At 77.5% G+C, this 17,950-nt stretch carries 15 protein-coding genes; 9 read left to right on the top strand and 6 right to left on the bottom strand.

What is annotated here, in order from left to right:
• Nucleotides 1–123 precede the first annotated feature (123 nt).
• Complete coding sequence (locus ACI781_RS12120) at nucleotides 124–1,419, bottom strand: Nramp family divalent metal transporter (RefSeq protein WP_456566355.1); 1,296 nt, start codon at nucleotides 1,417–1,419, stop codon at nucleotides 124–126.
• A 178-nt stretch (nucleotides 1,420–1,597) separates the two neighbouring features.
• On the opposite strand from ACI781_RS12120, the gene ACI781_RS12115 reads away from it, so the two are divergent.
• Nucleotides 1,598–2,116, top strand: a complete 519-nt coding sequence (locus tag ACI781_RS12115; protein WP_456566354.1) for a VOC family protein — start codon at nucleotides 1,598–1,600, stop codon at nucleotides 2,114–2,116.
• Nucleotides 2,117–2,163: 47 nt separating this feature from the next.
• Complete coding sequence (locus ACI781_RS12110; protein ID WP_456566353.1) at nucleotides 2,164–2,733, top strand: GNAT family N-acetyltransferase; 570 nt, start codon at nucleotides 2,164–2,166, stop codon at nucleotides 2,731–2,733.
• Between the two features lie 6 nt (nucleotides 2,734–2,739).
• On the opposite strand, the gene ACI781_RS12105 is transcribed toward ACI781_RS12110, so the two are convergent.
• Together ACI781_RS12105 and ACI781_RS12100 are read right to left on the bottom strand one after the other, a co-directional pair.
• On the bottom strand, nucleotides 2,740–3,453 hold the full coding sequence (locus ACI781_RS12105) for an alpha/beta hydrolase (protein ID WP_456566352.1): 714 nt from the start codon (nucleotides 3,451–3,453) through the stop codon (nucleotides 2,740–2,742).
• Nucleotides 3,450–4,472: an NADP-dependent oxidoreductase gene (locus ACI781_RS12100; protein ID WP_456566351.1), complete on the bottom strand. Its 1,023-nt coding sequence runs from the start codon at nucleotides 4,470–4,472 to the stop codon at nucleotides 3,450–3,452. Before ACI781_RS12100 ends, ACI781_RS12105 begins: the two co-directional genes overlap by 4 nt.
• A gap of 103 nt (nucleotides 4,473–4,575) precedes the next feature.
• On the opposite strand from ACI781_RS12100, the gene msrA reads away from it, so the two are divergent.
• The 6 genes from msrA (at nucleotide 4,576) to ACI781_RS12070 (ending at nucleotide 14,119) form a co-directional block, all read left to right on the top strand.
• On the top strand, nucleotides 4,576–5,232 hold the full coding sequence (gene msrA / locus ACI781_RS12095; RefSeq protein ID WP_456566350.1) for a peptide-methionine (S)-S-oxide reductase MsrA: 657 nt from the start codon (nucleotides 4,576–4,578) through the stop codon (nucleotides 5,230–5,232).
• A gap of 61 nt (nucleotides 5,233–5,293) precedes the next feature.
• Nucleotides 5,294–6,424 carry a class I SAM-dependent methyltransferase gene (locus ACI781_RS12090; protein WP_456566349.1) on the top strand — a complete coding sequence of 377 codons (1,131 nt, stop codon included), beginning with the start codon at nucleotides 5,294–5,296 and terminating at the stop codon, nucleotides 6,422–6,424.
• A 113-nt stretch (nucleotides 6,425–6,537) separates the two neighbouring features.
• A complete protein-coding gene (locus ACI781_RS12085) occupies nucleotides 6,538–7,200 on the top strand; it encodes a DUF5701 family protein (RefSeq protein WP_456566348.1) in 663 nt (220 codons plus the stop codon).
• Between the two features lie 60 nt (nucleotides 7,201–7,260).
• The gene (locus ACI781_RS12080; protein ID WP_456566347.1) at nucleotides 7,261–12,417 is read left to right on the top strand and encodes a SpoIIE family protein phosphatase; all 5,157 of its coding nucleotides are present in this window, start codon (nucleotides 7,261–7,263) and stop codon (nucleotides 12,415–12,417) included.
• 164 nt (nucleotides 12,418–12,581) lie between these two features.
• The gene (locus ACI781_RS12075) at nucleotides 12,582–13,595 is read left to right on the top strand and encodes an anti-sigma factor RsbA family regulatory protein (protein ID WP_456566346.1); all 1,014 of its coding nucleotides are present in this window, start codon (nucleotides 12,582–12,584) and stop codon (nucleotides 13,593–13,595) included.
• A complete protein-coding gene (locus ACI781_RS12070) occupies nucleotides 13,592–14,119 on the top strand; it encodes a MarR family winged helix-turn-helix transcriptional regulator (protein WP_456566345.1) in 528 nt (175 codons plus the stop codon). The genes ACI781_RS12075 and ACI781_RS12070 overlap by 4 nt, the downstream gene beginning before the upstream one ends.
• Nucleotides 14,120–14,122: 3 nt before the next feature.
• Here ACI781_RS12070 and ACI781_RS12065 read toward each other — a convergent pair whose 3' ends face one another.
• From ACI781_RS12065 to ACI781_RS12055, 3 genes are all read right to left on the bottom strand, one after another.
• A complete protein-coding gene (locus tag ACI781_RS12065; protein ID WP_456566344.1) occupies nucleotides 14,123–15,136 on the bottom strand; it encodes an ATP-dependent DNA ligase in 1,014 nt (337 codons plus the stop codon).
• Between the two features lie 100 nt (nucleotides 15,137–15,236).
• Nucleotides 15,237–15,629 carry a MerR family transcriptional regulator gene (locus tag ACI781_RS12060; protein ID WP_456566343.1) on the bottom strand — a complete coding sequence of 131 codons (393 nt, stop codon included), beginning with the start codon at nucleotides 15,627–15,629 and terminating at the stop codon, nucleotides 15,237–15,239.
• Entirely contained in the window at nucleotides 15,629–17,104 is a 1,476-nt protein-coding gene (locus ACI781_RS12055; RefSeq protein ID WP_456566342.1) for a SulP family inorganic anion transporter, read from the bottom strand. The genes ACI781_RS12060 and ACI781_RS12055 overlap by 1 nt, the downstream gene beginning before the upstream one ends.
• 139 nt (nucleotides 17,105–17,243) lie before the next feature.
• Between ACI781_RS12055 and ACI781_RS12050 the strand changes: the two genes are divergently transcribed.
• Entirely contained in the window at nucleotides 17,244–17,816 is a 573-nt protein-coding gene (locus tag ACI781_RS12050; RefSeq protein WP_456566341.1) for an NADPH-dependent FMN reductase, read from the top strand.
• Nucleotides 17,817–17,950 lie beyond the last annotated feature (134 nt).

Raw genomic sequence — 17,950 nt, 5'->3', positions numbered from 1 at the left:
CCGGATGCGCATGGCGGCGGTCATCCCCGCGGTCGTAGCGACCGTCATGCGCATCGCGGCGGGAACCGGTCGGGCGGACGGGGCGGGGCGGACGGGGCGGGACGCGGGTGCGGGGGCCCGGGGTCAGCCGGTGACGACGCCGATCAGCAGGTGCGCGTTCAGCCCGATGACCAGCGCGGCCACGACGCCGCCCACGACGGTCGTGACGGGCCGGTTCACCCACCCGCCCATGAGGTCGCGGCGGCTGGTCAGCCACAGCAGCGGGACCAGCGCGAACGGGATGCCGAAGCTCAGCACCACCTGCGACCAGACCAGCGCGGTGGTGGGGTCGCCGCCCAGGAGCAGCACCGCCAGCGCGGGCGCCAGGGTGACCAGCCGGCGGGCGAGCACCGGGACGTGCCGCCGCAGGAACCCGGCCATGACGACCTGCCCGGCGTGCGTGCCGACCGAGGACGAGGCGAACCCGGAGGCCAGCAGGGCCAGGGCGAAGGCGATCGAGGCGCCGGCGCCGAGCCGGTCGCCGAGCCCGGCGTGCACCGCTTCCAGCGAGTCCACCTGCCCGCCGCCGGTGAACAGCTGGGCGGCGATCACCAGCATCGCGGCGTTGACCAGCCCGGCCAGGCCCATGGCCAGCAGCACGTCCAGGCGCTGGGCCCGCAACAGCCGGCGCCGGCCGGCCGCGGTGCGCCCGGCGGTGACGACGTCGCCGTAGCGGCCGGGGGTCAGCGCGGAGTGCACGTAGATCACGTGCGGCATGACGGTCGCGCCGAGGATGCCGGTGGCCAGCACGAGGCTGTCGGGCCCCTCGAAGCTCGGCACCATCCCGCCGGCCACCCCGCCGAGGTCGACCCCGGAGCCGGCCAGCGTGTAGAGGAACCCACCGCCGATCACCAGCAGCAGCCCGGTGATCACCCGCTCGAAGGGCCGGTGGCCGCGCGACTGGGCGCCCAGCAGCAGGAAGGCGACGGCCGCGGTGATCAGCCCGCCGACGGGCAGCGGCACCCCGAACAGCAGCTGCAGCGCGACGGCCCCGCCGACGATCTCGGCCAGGTCGGTGGCGATCGCGACCGCCTCGGCCTGCAGCCACAGCCCCCGGGTCACCGGGCGCGGCATGCGCTCGCGGCACAGCGTCGCCAGGTCGCGGCCGGTCGCCAGCCCGAGCTTGGCCGTCAGCGACTGGACGAGCATCGCCATGAGGTTGGCGACGACGATCACCCACAGCAGCGTGTAGCCGAACGCCGCGCCGCCGGAGAAGTTGGTGGCGAAGTTGCCCGGGTCCACGTAGGCCACCGCGGCGACGAACGCCGGCCCGAGCAGCGGCCAGACGCGGCGCCGTCCCGGCTCCGGGGACGCGGTCGGGCGCGGGGCGCGCGACAGCGTCGTCGGCAGGACGGCGGCCTCGGTCTTCGACAGGTACACGGCGGCCTCGCAGGGGCGGGGGTGGGCGGGCGCTCCTGTCCTGCCCGCCGGGGGTGTCACCGCCGGGCCAACCCGTGGCCCCCGCGGGCCGAGCGGTGCCGCCCTGACGGGGGAGTTACTTGAACTCTCATCTACTTTGGGGGACAGTGGGGTCAGCCCACCCGAACGGAGACCCGCCATGCCCGTCCAGCGCCTCAACCACGCCGTCCTCTACGTCCGCGACGTCGAGCGCAGCGTCGCCTTCTACCGCGACGTCCTCGGCTTCCGCACCGTCATGGAGATGCCCGGCCGCGCTGCGTTCCTGCAGGCCGAGGGGTCGAACAACGACCACGACCTGGGCCTGTTCGCCATCGGCGCGGGCGCCGGCGCCTCGGAGGCCGGCCGCCGCACCGTCGGGCTCTACCACCTGGCGTGGGAGGTGGACACCCTCGCCGAGCTGGCCCGGGTCCAGGACGCGCTGCTGCAGGCCGGCGCGCTCGTGGGCGCCTCCGACCACGGCACCACCAAGGCCCTCTACGCCCAGGACCCCGACGGGCTGGAGTTCGAGGTGTCCTGGCTGGTCCCGGCCGACCTCATCACCCCCGAGGCGACCGCCGCCAAGAGCCGCATCGGCCGGCTCGACCTGCCCGCCGAGATCGCCCGCTACGGCGCGGAGACCCGCGGCGGCGTGGGCGTCTCCATCCCCGCCCTCGGCTGACCGGCGGCGCGGGGGAGGATCCCCCCGTGCACCTCGTCCCTCCTCCGGTGACCCTCGAGCCCACGGTCCTCGAGGCCGGCGCCGTCTGCCTGCGGCCGTGGCGCACCGGCGACGTGGACGACGTCTGGCGCGCCGCCCAGGACGAGACGATGCGCCGTTGGGGCGGCCCCGTCCTCGCCTCCCGGGAGGACGCCGTCGCCTGGGTCGCCGGCCGGCTGACGCCCCCGCCGGACCGGGTGGGCTGGGCGGTCGTCGACGCGGCGGGCGGCGCCCTGCTCGGCTCGGTCGGCCTGCACGCGGTCGACCTCGCCGAGGGCCAGGCGATGGTCGGCTACTGGACGGTGGCCGCCGCCCGTGGCCGCGGGGTCGCCGCGCGCGCCGTCGACCGGGTGTGCCGCGAGCTCTTCGCCACCACCCCGGTCGACCGGGTCGAGCTGTGCCACGCCATCGCCAACCCCGCCTCCGGCCGGGTGGCCGAGAAGGCCGGCTTCACCTGGGAGGGCCGGCTGCGCCGCTCGCACCGCTACGGCGAGGGCCCCAAGCTCGACCAGTTCCTCTGGGCGCGGCTGGCCGACGACCCGGCGCCGTCCCTGTCGGAGCACGCCGGCCACGGCTGACCGCGCTCAGCGGCGGCGGCGCGGCGCGTCGAGCGGGACGTCGAGGCCGCCGTCGCCCTCCAGGGCCGCCCGCACGTCGGGGCGCTCCGGCGCGAACCCGCCCCCGGCGAGGACGACGTCGCGGGCCAGCCCGTGCCACACCGCCGACCGGCGCACCATGGAGTGCCCCCCGGCGACGGTGAAGCGGGCGACCCGCGCCCCGGCCCGCCGCGCCCGCACGGCGTAGTCGGCCGACAGCCGGGCCGGCACCCACCGGTCCCCGCGGCCGTGCAGCAGGACGGCGGTGCGCCCGCGCAGGTGGCCGACCGGCTCGCCCGGCGGCGTCCACGGCGCGAGCGCGCAGACGGCGGCGACCCCCGGCTCCCCGCCGGCCCGCAGCACGGCCCGCCCGCCCATCGAGTGGCCGACCAGCACCATCGGGACGTCGTCCCCGTGCGCCTCGCGGATGCGCGCCAGCGCCCACCGGGTGTCGGCGAACGCGTCGGCGGCCACGCCGTTCCAGCCGGCCACCCGGTACCGCAGCAGGTAGGTGTCCAGCCCCCGCGGGACCACGCTGCGCCGCACGAACTCCTCGATGGCGCGCATCCGCAGCAGCGACAGCGCCCGCTCCCGCGGCGGCTGCACGCTCTCCACCGTGCCGCCGTGGCAGAACAGGGCCACCGCCCGGGCCGGCACCGGGGCCGCGGTGTGGTCGAGCGCGGGGGCGGCGGCCGAGGTCACGGACCGTCGGGGCCCAGCCGCACGACCATCTTCCCGGTGTTGGCGCCGCGCAGCAGGTCCAGGAACGCGGGGACGGCGGCGTCCAGCCCCTCGTACACCGTCTCGCGGGCGACCAGCTCGCCCGAGCGCAGCCAGCCGGCGATCGCCTCGGTGGCCTCCGCGGCCAGGTCGGCGTGGTCGCTGACCAGGAAGCCGCGCAGCGTCAGCCGCTTGCCCACCATCAGGCTCATGTTGCGCGGGCCGGGCGGGGGCTCGGTCGCGTTGTAGGTGGAGATCGCCCCGCACAGCGCCGCCCGGCCGTGCACGCGCAGCGACCCCATCGCCGCCTCCAGGTGCTCGCCGCCGACGTTGTCGAAGTAGACGTCGATGCCCTCGGGCGCGGCCGCGCGCAGCTGCCGGGCCACCGGGCCGTCGTGGTAGTCGAAGGCGGCCGTGAAGCCCAGCTCGCCGGTCAGCCAGGCGACCTTCTCGGGGCTGCCCGCGCTGCCGACCACCGCGCCGGCGCCGCGCAGCCGGGCGAGCTGGCCGACGAGGCTGCCCACGGCCCCCGCGGCGCCGGACACGAAGACGTCGTCGCCGGGCCGGAAGTCCGCCACCCGGAACAGGCCCGCGTACGCGGTCAGCCCCGGCATGCCGAGCACGCCGAGGTGGTGGGTCGGGGAGACGCCCTCGGGCTCGGCGAGCACCCGCACCTCGCGGGCGGGCAGGACGGCGACGTCGCGCCAGCCGGCGTCGGTCAGCACCAGCGCGCCCACCGGCACGTCGGCCGACCGCGAGTCGACCACCCGGCCGACCGCGCCGCCGCGCATGACCTCGCCGACCTCCCACGGCGCCGCGTACGACGGCTCGGGCCGCATCCGCCCGCGCATGTAGGGGTCGACCGACATCGCCAGCATGCGGACGACGACCTGGCCCTCGGCCGGGTCGGGGTGCTCGACCTCGACCAGCCGGAAGTCGGCCGGCGTCGGCTCGCCGTGCGGGATCGCGGCGAGGTGCACCTCGCGGGCGGACACGGGCACGGGGGACCTCCGGGGGACGGCGCGGGCGGGGACCGGCACCGATCCTGCCCGCGCCGCGCCGCCGCCGCCCTCCGGGGTGGCGCGACCGGCCTACGCTGGACGTATGTCGTTGTTCTCGCGGTCCAAGACCGAGCCCGTGGCGCGCGAGGACGCGCTGCCCGGCCGTCCCGACGCCCTCTACGCCGTCCCCGAGTTCCACGCGGTCAACGGCAACCGGATCCAGCCGCCGTTCCCCGAGGGGATGCAGACCGCCGTCTTCGGTGCGGGCTGCTTCTGGGGCGTGGAGAAGGTGTTCTGGCAGCTGCCCGGCGTCTACTCCACCGCCGCCGGCTACTCCGGCGGGCACACGCAGAACCCCACCTACGAGGAGGTCTGCTCGGCGCGCACCGGGCACACCGAGGTGGTCCTCGTCGTGTTCGACCCGGCGGTGACCAGCTACGAGCAGCTGCTGAAGGCGTTCTGGGAGGACCACGACCCCACCCAGGGCATGCGCCAGGGCAACGACATCGGCACCCAGTACCGGTCGGCGATCTACTACGACGGGCCCGAGCAGGAGGCCGCCGCGCGCGCCACCCGCGACGCCTACCAGCAGCGGCTCACCGCGGCCGGCTACGGGCAGATCACCACGGAGATCGCCCCGCTCGGGGAGCTGTACTACGCCGAGGACTACCACCAGCAGTACCTGCACAAGGTGCCCCACGGCTACTGCCCGGTGCACTCGACCGGCGTCTCCTGCCCGGTCGGCCTGACCGGCGTCTAGGGCCCCGGGCATGGGAAGCGATCCCTCCGTCCTGCAGCGCGCGACGTGGGGATCGCCTCCCATGCCTGACGCGGCGGACCTCTTCGACCGGCTCCGCAGGGAGCCCGACGTCGAGGCGCCCGAGCTGGTCGCGGTCGACGCGACCGACCGGCTGCTGCTCGACGAGGCCGCGCCGCTGCTCGCGGCGGCCGGCCCCGGCGAGGTGGTCGTCGTCGACGACGCGCACGGCGCGCTGACCCTGGGCGCGGTCGCGCTGCACGGGGTCCGCGAGCCGCGGGTGCACCAGGACGCGCGGGTGGCCGAGCTCGCGCTCGCCGCCAACGCGGAGCGGACGGGGCTGGCCGGCACGTACCGGTCCCTCCCGCTGGACGGCGACCTGCTCGCCGGCGCCCGCGTCGTGCTGGCCAAGGCGCCCAAGGCCCTGGACGCGCTGCGCGAGCTGACCGAGCTCGCCGCCGCGCACGCCGCCCCCGACGTGACGCTGCTCGTGGGCGGCCGGGTCAAGCACATGACCCACGCGATGAACGACGTCCTGCGGGTGGGCTTCGCCGACGTCACCGCAAGCCTGGCCCGGCAGAAGTCCCGGCTGCTGGTGGCCCGCGGGCCCCGCGGCGACGTCCGGCCGACGTTCCCCCGCTGCCGCGTGGACGACGCCAGCGGGCTCACCGTCTGCGCGCACGGCGCCGCCTTCGCCGGCACGCGCGTCGACGAGGGCACCCGCGCGCTGCTCGCCGTCCTCCCGGGCGCCGTGCCGGACGCCGCGACGGCGCTCGACCTCGGCTGCGGCACCGGCGTGCTGGCGGCGGCGCTGGCCACCGCCCGGCCGGGCCTCGCCGTGCTCGCCTCCGACTCGTCGGCGGCCGCCGTGGCCTCGGCGGCGGCGACCGTGGCCGCCAACGGCCTGGCCGGCCGGGTGCGCGTGACCCGGGACGACGCGGCGGCGGGCGTCGCCGCCGGCAGCGTCGACCTCGTGGTGTGCAACCCGCCGTTCCACCTGGGCACCTCGGTGGTCACCGCCGCGGCCGACCGGCTGTTCGCGGCGGCCGCCCGCGTGCTGCGCCCCGGCGGCGAGCTGTGGACCGTCTACAACAACCGGCTGCCGCACCGCGCGGCGCTGCGCCGGCTGGTCGGGCCGACGCGGGTCGTGTCCGCCGGCCGGCGGTTCACGGTGACGGCGTCCGTCCGCCGCTGACGGGCGGGGCCGTGACGGGCGGGGCCGTCGTGCGGCAGACTCTGCGGCCGCAGGGGGACCCGCCGGCCGGCGCGCAGGGCCGGCACACCGTCGTCGTGGACGAGGAGAGACCCGTGTCCGTGCTGCCCGCGCTGCCGACCGCCACCGCGGTCGAGCTCGAGTTCGACCGCCAGGTGCACGCCCTGGTGGCCACCGGCCTGCCGGCGATGCTCGGCCTGGCCGAGGAGTGCTTCCGCGCCTCCTGCGAGCCGCTGCGCGACGTGCTGCCCACCGGGGAGCTCCCGGGCGACGGCGTGCCGTTCGTGGTCGTCGTCCCCGGCGCGCCGGTCCTGGAGGTCCTCGCCACGGTGCAGACCGCCGGCGGCGGGGGGTTCAGCACGATGGAGCCCGCCGACCTGGCCGCGTTCCGGCCGTTGCCGGAGCTCGACGTGCCGCCGGTGCCCTACCTGCTGCTCGACGTCGACACCGGCCCCGGCACCCTCGACGTCCCCCCGCGCGACGTCGCCCCGCGGCTGGCCGCGACCGGCCGCACGCCGCTGACCGTCGCCGAGGGCCTGGCGCTGCTGGTGTCCGACCCGGGGGTGCTGCGGTCGCGCGGCTGCTACTCGTTGCTGGGCTCGCGGGCCGGCGACGCGCGGGTGCCGGCGCTGTGGGTCAGCGGCCGCCGACCGCGGCTGGGCTGGTGCTGGGAGGGCGCGCCGCACGGCTGGCTGGGCACGGCCTCGTGCGCGGCGCGGGTGACGGGCGGGCCGGCGGCCGCCGAGGCCGCCGGCTGACCGCGGGTCCCCCGGGGCGCGGGGATCGGTAGCGCCCTACGATCTCTGCGTGATGCCCCGGTGACGGACGACACGCTGCGCCGGAGCCTGTTCGCCGGCGGCGGTGACCTCGGCACGGCGATGGCCGAGCGCGACTGGGACGACACCCCGCTGGGCCCGCCGGAGCGTTGGCCGGTGTCGCTGCGCAACGCGGTGCGCATCGTCCTGACCTCGCGGTTCTCGATGTGGGCGGCCTGGGGGCCGGAGCTGACGGCGTTCTACAACGACGCCTACCGCCGCGACACGCTGCAGGCCAAGCACCCCTGGGCGCTGGGCCGCCCCGCGAGCGAGATGTGGGCCGAGATCTGGCACGACATCGGCCCGCGGATCGCCTCGGTCCTCGAGACCGGCGTGGCGACCTGGGACGAGGACCTGCTGCTGTTCCTCGAGCGCAGCGGCTACCCGGAGGAGACGTACCACACCTTCTCCTACAGCCCGCTGGACGACGACGACGCCCGCACCGCCGGGATGCTGTGCGTGGTCACCGAGACCACCGAGCGGGTGGTCGGGGACCGGCGGATGGCGACGCTGCGCGACCTTTCGGCGGCGCTGGCCCCGGCCCGCACCCGCGCGCAGGTGCTCGCCGCCGCGCGCGAGCAGCTGGCCCGCAACCTGGCCGACCTGCCCTTCAGCGGCGTCTACCTCTACGCGGAGGACGGCAGCGCCCGGCTGGCCCTGACCGCCGGGATCGGCGAGGACGGCGGCGGGGTCATGCCGCCGGTCATCGGCGCCGACGACCCGCGCCGCGCGCGGCTGCGCAGCGACCTGCGGGCGGGGGAGTCCGCCGTGGTGGACCTGGCGCCCGACCGCTTCCCGCAGCTGCCCACCGGCGCCTGGGACCGGCCCCCCGAGCGCGCGGTCGTCGTCCCGCTGACCTCCACCGGGCAGGCCGCCGAGGAGCTCGCCGGGTTCGTCGTCGTCGCGCTCAACCCGCACCGCCCCCTCGACGAGTCCTACCGGGGGTTCCTCGAGCTGGTCGCCCACCAGGTGTCGGCCGCCCTGCTGAACGCCGACAGCTACGAGGCCGAGCGCGAGCGGGCCGAGGCGCTGGCCGAGCTGGACCGGGCCAAGACCGACTTCTTCAGCAACGTCAGCCACGAGTTCCGCACCCCGCTGACGCTGATCATGGGCCCGGTCGCGGAGCTGCGCGCCGCCGAGGACCTCGGCGCGCCGCGGGTGCGCGAGGAGCTGGAGGTCATCGAGCGCAACGCGCTGCGGCTGGGCAAGCTGGTCAACACGCTGCTGGACTTCTCCCGCCTGCAGGCCGGGCGCATCGAGGCCCGCTTCGAGCCGGTCGACCTGGCCGCGGCCACCGCCGAGCTGGCCAGCGTGTTCCGCTCCGCCGTCGCCCGCGCCGGGCTGGCCTACGAGGTGGACTGCGCCGCCCTGCCCGAGCCGGTGCACGTGGACCGGGACATGTGGGAGAAGGTCGTCCTCAACCTGCTCTCCAACGCCCTGAAGTTCACCTTCGACGGCGGCATCACCGTCCGGCTGCGCGCCACCGCCGGGGCCGCGGTGCTCACGGTGGCCGACACCGGCACGGGCATCCCCGCCGCCGAGCTCCCGCGCCTGTTCGAGCGGTTCACCCGCGTCGCCGGCGCCCGCTCGCGGTCCGGCGAGGGCAGCGGCATCGGCCTGGCGATGGTGCGCGAGCTCGTCGGCCTGCACGGCGGCACGGTGACCGCCGACAGCACGCACGGGGTGGGGACGACGTTCACCGTCACCGTGCCGTTCGGGACGGCGCACCTGCCCGAGGACCGGCTGGCCCCGCCGACGCCCGACGCGCCGGCGGTGTCGCGGGCCGCGACCCCGTTCGTCGCCGAGGCGCTGCGCTGGCTGCCCGCCGCCGACCCCGCCGAGGCCGCCACCGCCGAGGCCGCCGCCGGCCCGGCGGCCGCCGACGGCGCGGGCGGGGCCCCGGCCGGCCGGGTGCTCGTGGCCGACGACAACGCCGACATGCGCGAGTACCTGCTGCGCCTGCTCGCCCCGCGGTACGCGGTGACCGCGGTCGCCGACGGGCAGGAGGCGCTGGAGGCCGCCCGCGCCGCCCCGCCGGACCTGCTGGTCAGCGACGTGATGATGCCGCGGCTGGACGGCATGGCGCTGCTCGCCGAGCTGCGCGCCGACCCGCGGACCTCCCGCGTGCCGGTGCTGCTGCTGTCGGCGCGGGCCGGCGAGGAGGCCGCCGTTGAGGGCCTGGCGGCGGGCGCCGACGACTACCTGGTGAAGCCGTTCGCGGCCGCGGAGCTGCTGGCCCGGGTCGGCGCGCACGTGCACCTGGGCCGCGCGCGCCGGGAGGCCGAGGAGCGGTTCACCGCCATGGCCGACCTGGCGCCCGCCCTGATCTGGGTCTCCGGCCGCGACGGCGGCCGCGTGCTGGTCAACGCCGGCTGGACGGCGTTCACCGGCCGCGACACCGGCGCCGAGCTCGGCGGGGGGTGGCGCGAGGGCGTGCACCCCGACGACCGCGAGCGCTACGAGCAGGTGGTCGCCGAAGCCACGGCCGCCGACCGGGGCTGGGAGGTGGAGTTCCGGCTGCGGCGGGCCGACGGCGCGCACGCGTGGATGCTGGAGCGGGCGGTCCCGATCGGGGCCGGGCTGGGCGCGGCCGGCCACGTCGGCGTCTGCACCGACATCAGCGCCCGGCACCGCGAGACCGAGCGCCAGGCGCTGCTGGCCGAGGCGGGCGCCGCCCTCGACCGGGCGCAGACCGTCGAGGAGCAGCTCGCCGCCCTGGCCCGGCTGCTGGTCGACCGCCGCATCGCCGACATCGGCACCGCCCGGGTGGTGGGCGAGGACGGGGTGCTGCGCTTCGCCGGCGTCGCCGGACTTGACCCGGGGACCGAGGCGGCCGTGGCCGGCCTGCCCGCCGACAGCGGCTTCGGCCCCGAGGTGGTGCGCGCGGGCCGCAGCGTGGTCAGCGCCCAGCTGCCGTGGCCGCCCCCGGGGCACCCGGAGCTCGCCGGGGCGCTCGCCGTCGGCTCCGGGATGGCGGTGCCCCTGTCGTCCGGCGGCCGGGTGCGGGCCGTGCTCGGCCTGGCCCGGCGGCCGGACTCGCTGCCCTTCGACGACGACGACCGGGCGCTGGTCGAGGAGCTCGCGGGCCGGGCCGCGCTGGCGGTGGAGAACGCCCTGCTGCTCGCCGAGGAGCGGGCCACCGCCGGCCGGCTGGCCGTCCTGCAGGGCATCACCGCCGAGCTGTCGGCCGCGACCACCCCGGCCGAGGTCGCCGAGGTGGCCGCCCGCGCGCTGAGCGGCGCCACGACCGGTGGCGGCCGGGTCGGCGTCTACGAGCTGGACCGGGGGCGGCGCTGCCTGGAGTCCCTCGCCATGTCCGGCACCAGCCCGGAGGAGGCCGGGGAGCGCCGCGCGTGGCAGACCGTGCCGCTCGCCGCCTCGCTCGCGCTCACCGCCGCGGTCGCCACCGGCCGCGCGCAGTGGGTCGAGTCCACCGACGACCGGCTCGCCGAGCGGCCCGGCCTCACCCCGGAGCAGGCGAGCAGCCTCGTCGAGCTGGACCGGGCGGCCACCGCCGCGCTGCCGCTGACCGTCCGCGGGGAGGTGCTCGGCGTGCTGGGCCTGGCCTACTGGCGCCCGCACCCCTTCCCCGAGGCCGAGCGCGGGCTGCTGCTGGCGGCGGCCGAGCAGGTCGCCCTGGCCCTGGACCGCGCGCGCCTCTACCGCGCCGAGCGGGACATCGCGACGACGCTGCAGCGCAGCCTGCTGCCGGCCGACCTGCCGCGGCTGGCCGGCCTCGCGCTGGCCGCGGACTACCTGCCGGGCGCGGTCGGCAGCTCCGCCGGCGGCGACTGGTACGACGTCGTCGAGCTCGACGGGGACCGCGTGGCCGTCGCGGTCGGCGACGTCGTCGGGCAGGGGCCCGCCGCGGCCGCCGTCATGGGCCAGCTGCGCAGCGCCCTGTCGACCGCGCTGCTGCAGGGCTGCCCGCCCGCGGAGGCGCTGGAGCTGCTGGACCGGTTCGCCGCGCGGCTGCCCGGCGCGCTGGCCTCCAGCGCCGCCTGCCTGGTCGTCGACCGCCGCGCGGGTCAGGTGCGGTGGGCCCGCGCGGGGCACCCGCCGCCGCTGCTGGTCACCGCGGAGGGCGCCACCCTGCTCGCCGACGCCGGGTCCGGCCCGGTGCTCGGCGTCCCCGGCCGCGCCCGCTACACCGAGGGTGCGGCGGACGTGTCGGCCGGGACGACGCTGGTGCTGTACACCGACGGGCTCGTCGAGCGGCGCGGGGAGTCCCTCGACGCCGGCCTGGAGCGCGTCGTCGGCGCCGCCGCCCGGCACGCCGACGCCGCCCCCGACCGGCTCGTGCCGATGCTGCTGGCGGAGGTGCGCGCCGACAGCGACCGCCCCGACGACGTGGCCGTGATCGCCGTCCGGGTGCTGCCGCGGCCGCTGGCGGAGCGGCTGCCGGCCGACCCGGCGCGGCTGGCCGGGGTCCGGCGGGCGGTCCTGCGGTGGACGGCGGCCGCGGGCCTGCCGGCCGACACCGTCGACGACCTGCAGCTGGCGCTGGGGGAGGCGCTGGCCAACGCGGTCGAGCACGCCCACCCCGCGGCGTCGGCCGGGTCGTGCGAGTACTCGCTGGAGCTCGACGCCGACGGCGGGGTCGCCGTCCGCGTGCGCGACCACGGGACCTGGCGCCCGCCGCCGGCCGACAAGGGGTTCCGCGGCCGGGGCATCGAGCTGATCGGGGCGCTGGCCGACCCGGTGAGCATCGGCCCCGCCGCCGGCGGGGGCACCGAGGTCACCTTCCGCGTCGCGCCCGCCCCGGCGGAGCGCCCCCGGGCCGGGGTCGAGGGCGTGGCCCCCGCGCCGGCTCCCGCGGCCGGGCCGCCCGACGGCGGGGCGGCGCTCACCGTGCGGGCCGGGGCCGGCGGGCCCGAGCTGGTCCTGTCCGGGGAGCTGGACCTGGCGCAGGTCGGGCGGCTGCGGCCGCAGGTGCTGGCCGCGGCGGAGACGGCGGCGGGCCCCGGCCACGAGACCGTGCTGGACCTGCGGCAGGTCGACTACCTCGCCAGCGCCGGTGTCGGGCTGCTGCTCGAGGTCGCCGCCGCCGTGAGCGCGGCGGGTGGCCGGCCGCGGGTGCGTGCCGCCGCGGGCAGCGCGCCCGCGCGGGTGCTGGAGTTGTCCGGCCTGCCGGGGGGCCTCCTCGACGGTGGCGGGTGACCCGCCGGTCCCCCGGACGGGTGGGGGCCCGGGGTGTCCGGTTTCGTGCCGGGCCACGCCGGGAACCTCGCGAGCCGGACCTGACCTCCCCCGTGCCGGGCAGGTGCCGCAGAATGCTCTCCGGTCGGCCGGTCGCTCCCGGCCCTGCAGGTGTCGAGGAACGGGTGAACGCTACGGCTGAGGACGGCGCGGCGCACTCCGCGGCGTCCGCGCGCGGCTGGTCCGCCGCGCCCGCCGGGCACGGGCACGCCGCCGTCCTCTACGACACCGACGACGCGTTGCTCGCCGCGACCACCCCCTTCCTGGAGGAGGGGCTGCGGGCCGGCGACCTGGTCGTGCTGGCCTGCCCCCCGGACACCGCCGCCCAGGTCGGCGCGCCCCTCGGGGAGCGGGCCCGCGGCATCGAGGTCGACGCCCGCATCTGCCTGCTCGACACGCGCGCCCCCGACGCCTTCGACATCACGAGGGCGGTGCTGGAGCGCGCGGCCGCCTCCCGGTCGGGGCGGCTGCGCCTCGTCGGTCAGGTGCAGTTCGGCGCCGGCCCGGAGAGCCACCGGGAGGGCCTGCGGTACGAGATCGCCGCGAACTCGGTCCTCGCCGGCGCGCCCATGTCGGTGATGTGCCTGGTCGACCGGCGGGTGCTGCCGGAGGCGCTGGTCACCGAGGTGGCCGCCGCGCACCCGCAGGTCGCCGTCGGCGACGGCGTCGTCGACAACCGGGGATTCCGGGAGCCGGCGAGCCACCTGCACTCCCTGCCCGTGCCGCACGAGCCGGCCGAGGACTCCCCGCCCGTGCTCGCCGTCGAGGGGTCGACGGTGCTGTCGGAGCTGCGCGGCCGGCTGCGGGAGGCGCTGCGGGCGCACGTCCCCGACGCCGCGCAGCAGGACGACCTGCTGCTGGCGGTCAGCGAGGTCGCGGCCAACGCGTTCCGGCACGGCCGGCCGCCGGTGAGCGCGCGGCTGTGGACGGCCGGCGGCCGGATGGTCTGCACGATCACCGACTCCGGTCGCGGCTACGACGACCCGCTGGCCGGGTTCCAGCCCGCGCACGGCCCCGACCTCGCCCGCGGCGGGATGGGCCTGTGGCTGGCGCGCAAGCTGTGGGACTCGGTCGACCTGGTCAACGCCGGTGCCGGGCTGACCGTGCGGATGACGACCGCGCTCGTCCGGCCGTCGTGACCCCGGGGTCCCCCGCCGGCCCGGTGGACGCCGTCGACCTGATCCTCGAGCAGTGGGCGCGGGAGCGGCCGGACCTGGACTGCTCGCCGATGGGCGTCGTCGGCCGGGTCACCCAGCTGCAGCGCGAGGTGCACCTGGCGCAGCGGGCCACGTTCGCCCGGCACGGCCTGGACGCCGCCTCCTTCGACGTGCTGGCCGCGCTGCGGCGGGCCGGGCCGCCCTACCAGCTGACCCCGACCGCGCTGATGCGGACGGCGCTGGTCACCTCCGGCGCGATCACCCAGCGGCTGGACCGGCTGGAGGAGCGGGGGCTGATCACCCGCGCCCGCAGCGCGTCGGACGGCCGCGGCGTCGTCGTCACGCTGACCGACGCCGGCCGGGCCGCGCTGGACGCGGCGCTGCCGGACCACCTGGAGACCGAGCGGCGGCTGCTGGCCGGGCTCTCGGAGCAGGAGCGGGTGGAGCTGGCCGGCCTGCTCCGCCGGGTGCTGGTGACGCTGGGCCGGGTGCCGCAGCGGCCCTGAGGCTCAGCCGATCGGCGGGACGTCGTCCGGTCGCAGGTCCGGCCGGGTGCGGACGAACCGCAGCGGGTGGCGGAAGACCCCGGCCTGCAGTGCCGCGTCCGCGCTGACCTCGACCACGACGTCGGGCCGCACCCGGGTCAGCGGCACGCTCAGCCGGCCGCCGCCGAACCGGCCGGTGCCGATCCGGTCGGGCCACGGGTGGTCGTCGCCGGCCGGGGTGAGGACGGCGGCGAGCTCGGCGGCCGCGGCGGGGGTCAGTGGGCTGGTGCGGCCGACGACGACCAGCTCGCCGTCCCGGTAGCGGCCGGCGACCAGCTGGCCGGGCCGGTCGACCGGCCCGATGACACCGCCGGCGAGGACCTCGGTGGTCTCCCAGGACTTGACCTTCAGCCACTCCCGCCGTCCCGGGGCGTAGCGGGTGCCGGCGCCCTTGGCGACCAGCCCCTCGACGCCGGCGGGCCGGAAGTCGCGGGACCACTGCCGGGCCTCGGCCGGGTCGGCGGTGGCCGGCGACAGCTGCATCGGCGGCGCCCAGCGCGCGGCGAGGGCCTCCAGCTGGGCGCGGCGGACCCGCAGCGTGCGGCGGCGCAGGTCGGTGCCGCCGGCGGCGAGCAGGTCGAAGGCCACGTAGGAGGCCGGGGCGGCGGCGACCTGGGCGGCGATCCGGCCGGGGGCGGTGACCATCCGCTTCTGCAGCAGGCCGAAGTCCAGGCGGTCGTCGTGCCAGATGACCACCTCGCCGTCGACGACCGTGCCGGCCGGCAGCTGGGCGAGCGCGGCGGCGGCGACGTCGGGGAAGCGGTCGGTGAGGTCCCGCCCCTGCTTCGACCACAGCCGGGTGCTCCGGGCGCCGCGCGCGACCACGAGCCGGTAGCCGTCCCACTTGGGCTCGTACAGGCAGCCGCCGGGCAGCGCGCCGGCCGCCGGGACCTCGCGCACCGGCTTGGCCAGCTGCACCGCGACCGGGCCGGACAGGTCCGGCGGCAGGTCGGGCAGTCCGGGGGCGGTCAGCGGCACGACCGCCAGCCTGCGGGCTCGCGCCGGCTCCCGCCGCGTCCCCGCCGTCCGGGTCACCCGTCCGGTGGAGTGTCGCCACGCTGCGCGCCGACCCCGCGTGTCAGCCGGGGACGGCGGACAGCCGCGCGGCGAGGTCGGCGGCGAGGTCCTCGGCGACGGCGAGCTCGGCGCGCAGCGCGTCGACGCGGACCCGGGCCGCCTCGTGGAACATCCGCAGCCGGTCGGCCAGGGCGGCCCGCTCCGGGGCGGACCCGGCAGCCGCGAGGTCGGCGAGAAGCGTCAGCAGCTCGCGCATCTCCTCGAGGGTGAAGCCCAGCGGCTTCATCCGCGTGATCACCCGCAGCCGGGCGACGTCGTCGTCGCTGTAGAGCCGGAAGCCGCCCTCGCTGCGCGCGGTGGGCACGACCAGGCCGCTCTCCTCGTAGAACCGGATGGTGCGCAGGCTGAGCCCGGTGCGCTCGGCGACCTGGCCGATCTGCACCAGCCGGGCCATCAGTGCGCCCCGGCCAGGGAACCGGAGTGCCGCTCGTAGCGGGCGGCCGAGTGGCCGGCGAGCCCGACGATCTCCACCTGCTTCCCGCGGCCGGCGTACTTGTGCGCGATGGCGTCCAGCGCGGCCACCGTGGAGGCGTCCCAGACGTGGGCGCGGGACAGGTCGACGACGACGCGGTCGGGGTCCTCGCCGTAGTGGAACTGCGTGTAGAGGTCGTTGCTGGAGGCGAAGAACAGCGCGCCCTCGACCGTGTACCGCGCGGTGTCGCCGTCGACGACGCGGGTGACGCCGACCAGGTGGGCGACGCGCCGGGCGAACAGGACGCAGGCGGCGAGGACGCCGACCCCGACCCCGATCGCGAGGTTGTGCGTGGCCAGCGTGACGGCGACGGTCGCGAGCATCACGGCGGTCTCGCTGCGGGGCATCCGGTGCAGGGTCCGGAGGCTGTGCCAGTCGAACGTGGCGATCGAGACGAAGACCATGACCGCGACCAGCGCCGCCATGGGGATGACCGCGACGACGTCGCCCAGCGCCACCACCAGGACGAGCAGGAGGACGCCGGCGAGGAAGGTCGACAGCCGGGTCCGGGCGCCGCTCTTCACGTTGATCATCGTCTGGCCGATCATGGCGCAGCCGCCCATGCCGCCGAAGAACCCGGTCACGATGTTGGCCACCCCCTGGCCCCACGACTCGCGGGTCTTGTCGGAGGGGGTGTCGGTGATGTCGTCGACGAGCTTGGCCGTCATCAGCGACTCCATCAGCCCGACGAGGGCGACCCCGAGCGCGTAGGGCGTGATGATCGTCAGCGTCTGCCAGGTGAACGGCACGTCGGGGAGGCCGAGGGTGGGCAGGCTGTCGGGCAGCGCGCCCTGGTCGCCGACGTCGGGCAGCGACCAGCCGGCCAGCACGGTGACCCCGGTCAGCGCGATGATCGCGACCAGCGGCGCCGGGACGGCGGTGGTCACCCGGGGCAGCAGGACGATGATCGCCAGCCCGGCCGCGGCCATCGGGTAGACCAGCCAGGGGACGCCGAGCAGGTGCGGCACCTGGGCGCTGAAGATCAGGATCGCCAGCGCGTTGACGAAGCCGACCATGACGCTGCGCGGCACGAACCGCATGAGCCGGGCGACGCCCGCGACCGCCAGCAGGACCTGGAGGACGCCGCCCAGGACCACCGCGGCGATGAGGTACGGCAGGCCGTGGTCGTGCACCAGCGGCGCCACCACGAGCGCGACGGCGCCGGTCGCGGCGCTGATCATGGCCGGGCGGCCACCGGTGAACGCGATGGTGACGGCCATCGTGAACGAGGCGAACAGGCCCACCCGCGGGTCGACCCCGGCGAGGATCGAGAAGCTGATGGCCTCCGGGATGAGCGCGAGGGCGACGACCAGGCCGGCGAGCACCTCCGTGCGGGCGACCCGCGGGGACAGCCAGGCGGGGCGGGAGGGGCGCAGGGCGGCGAGAGCGGACGGCACGTGGTCCCACCCTGCCGCACCCGACCCTCACGTGAGAGGAGGGTTGCTGCGAGATGCCTCACGGCGCGACGGGGAATCCGCGGCCCCCAGGACAGTTGAATCCTCAACGAACAGTCCCGCACGTCGGAGGAGTCCCGTCATGTCCCGTCCCGTCCTGCAGGTGGTCGCCGCCAGCACCCGTCCCGGCCGCAAGGGCATCGCGATCGCCCGCTGGGTGACCGAGCTGGCGCAGGCCCACGGCGGGTTCGACGTCGAGCTGGTGGACCTCGCCGAGGTCGGCCTGCCCCTCTTCGACGAGCCCGACCACCCGCGGCTGGGCCGGTACGTGCACCAGGCCACCCGCGACTGGAGCGCCACGGTGGCCCGCGGCGACGCGTTCGTGTTCGTGACGCCCGAGTACAACCACTCCTTCCCGGCGTCGCTGAAGAACGCGCTGGACCACCTGCACGGCGAGTGGGCCGACAAGGCCGCCGGGCTGGTCTCCTACGGCGGCGTCTCGGCCGGCCTGCGGGCGGCGAGCGCGGTCAAGCCGGTCCTCGCCGCGCTGCGCCTGCACACGGTGCCCGAGGCGGTGTCGATCCCCTTCTTCCAGCAGTTCCTGGACGAGGACGAGGTGTTCATGCCCAACGCCGAGCTCGAGGCCGGCGGCAAGGCGATGCTCGACGAGCTGCTGCGCGTCACCGGCGCGCTGCGCACCCTCCGCGCCGCCTGAGGCCGGGCCGGGGGGGGGGGGGGGGGGGGGGGGGGGGGGGGGGGGGGGGGGGGGGGGGGGGGGGGGGGGGGGGGGGGGGGGGGGGGGGGGGGGGGGGGGGGGGGGGGGGGGGGGGGGGGGGGGGGGGGGGGGGG

It is taken from the genome of Blastococcus sp. SYSU D00695 (assembly GCF_054050555.1).
Note: the sequence above shows the minus strand (reverse complement) of the source record. Positions and strands in the feature narration are given on the sequence as shown.

Bases quoted from the DNA above. Each gene is read 5' to 3' on its own strand.
- ACI781_RS12090 (WP_456566349.1), top strand. From the start codon at position 5,294: ATGCCTGACGCGGCGGACCTCTTCGACCGGCTCCGCAGGGAGCCCGAC.
- ACI781_RS12060 (WP_456566343.1), bottom strand. From the start codon at position 15,629: ATGGCCCGGCTGGTGCAGATCGGCCAGGTCGCCGAGCGCACCGGGCTC.
- ACI781_RS12050 (WP_456566341.1), top strand. From the start codon at position 17,244: ATGTCCCGTCCCGTCCTGCAGGTGGTCGCCGCCAGCACCCGTCCCGGC.
- ACI781_RS12115 (WP_456566354.1), top strand. From the start codon at position 1,598: ATGCCCGTCCAGCGCCTCAACCACGCCGTCCTCTACGTCCGCGACGTC.
- msrA (WP_456566350.1), top strand. From the start codon at position 4,576: ATGTCGTTGTTCTCGCGGTCCAAGACCGAGCCCGTGGCGCGCGAGGAC.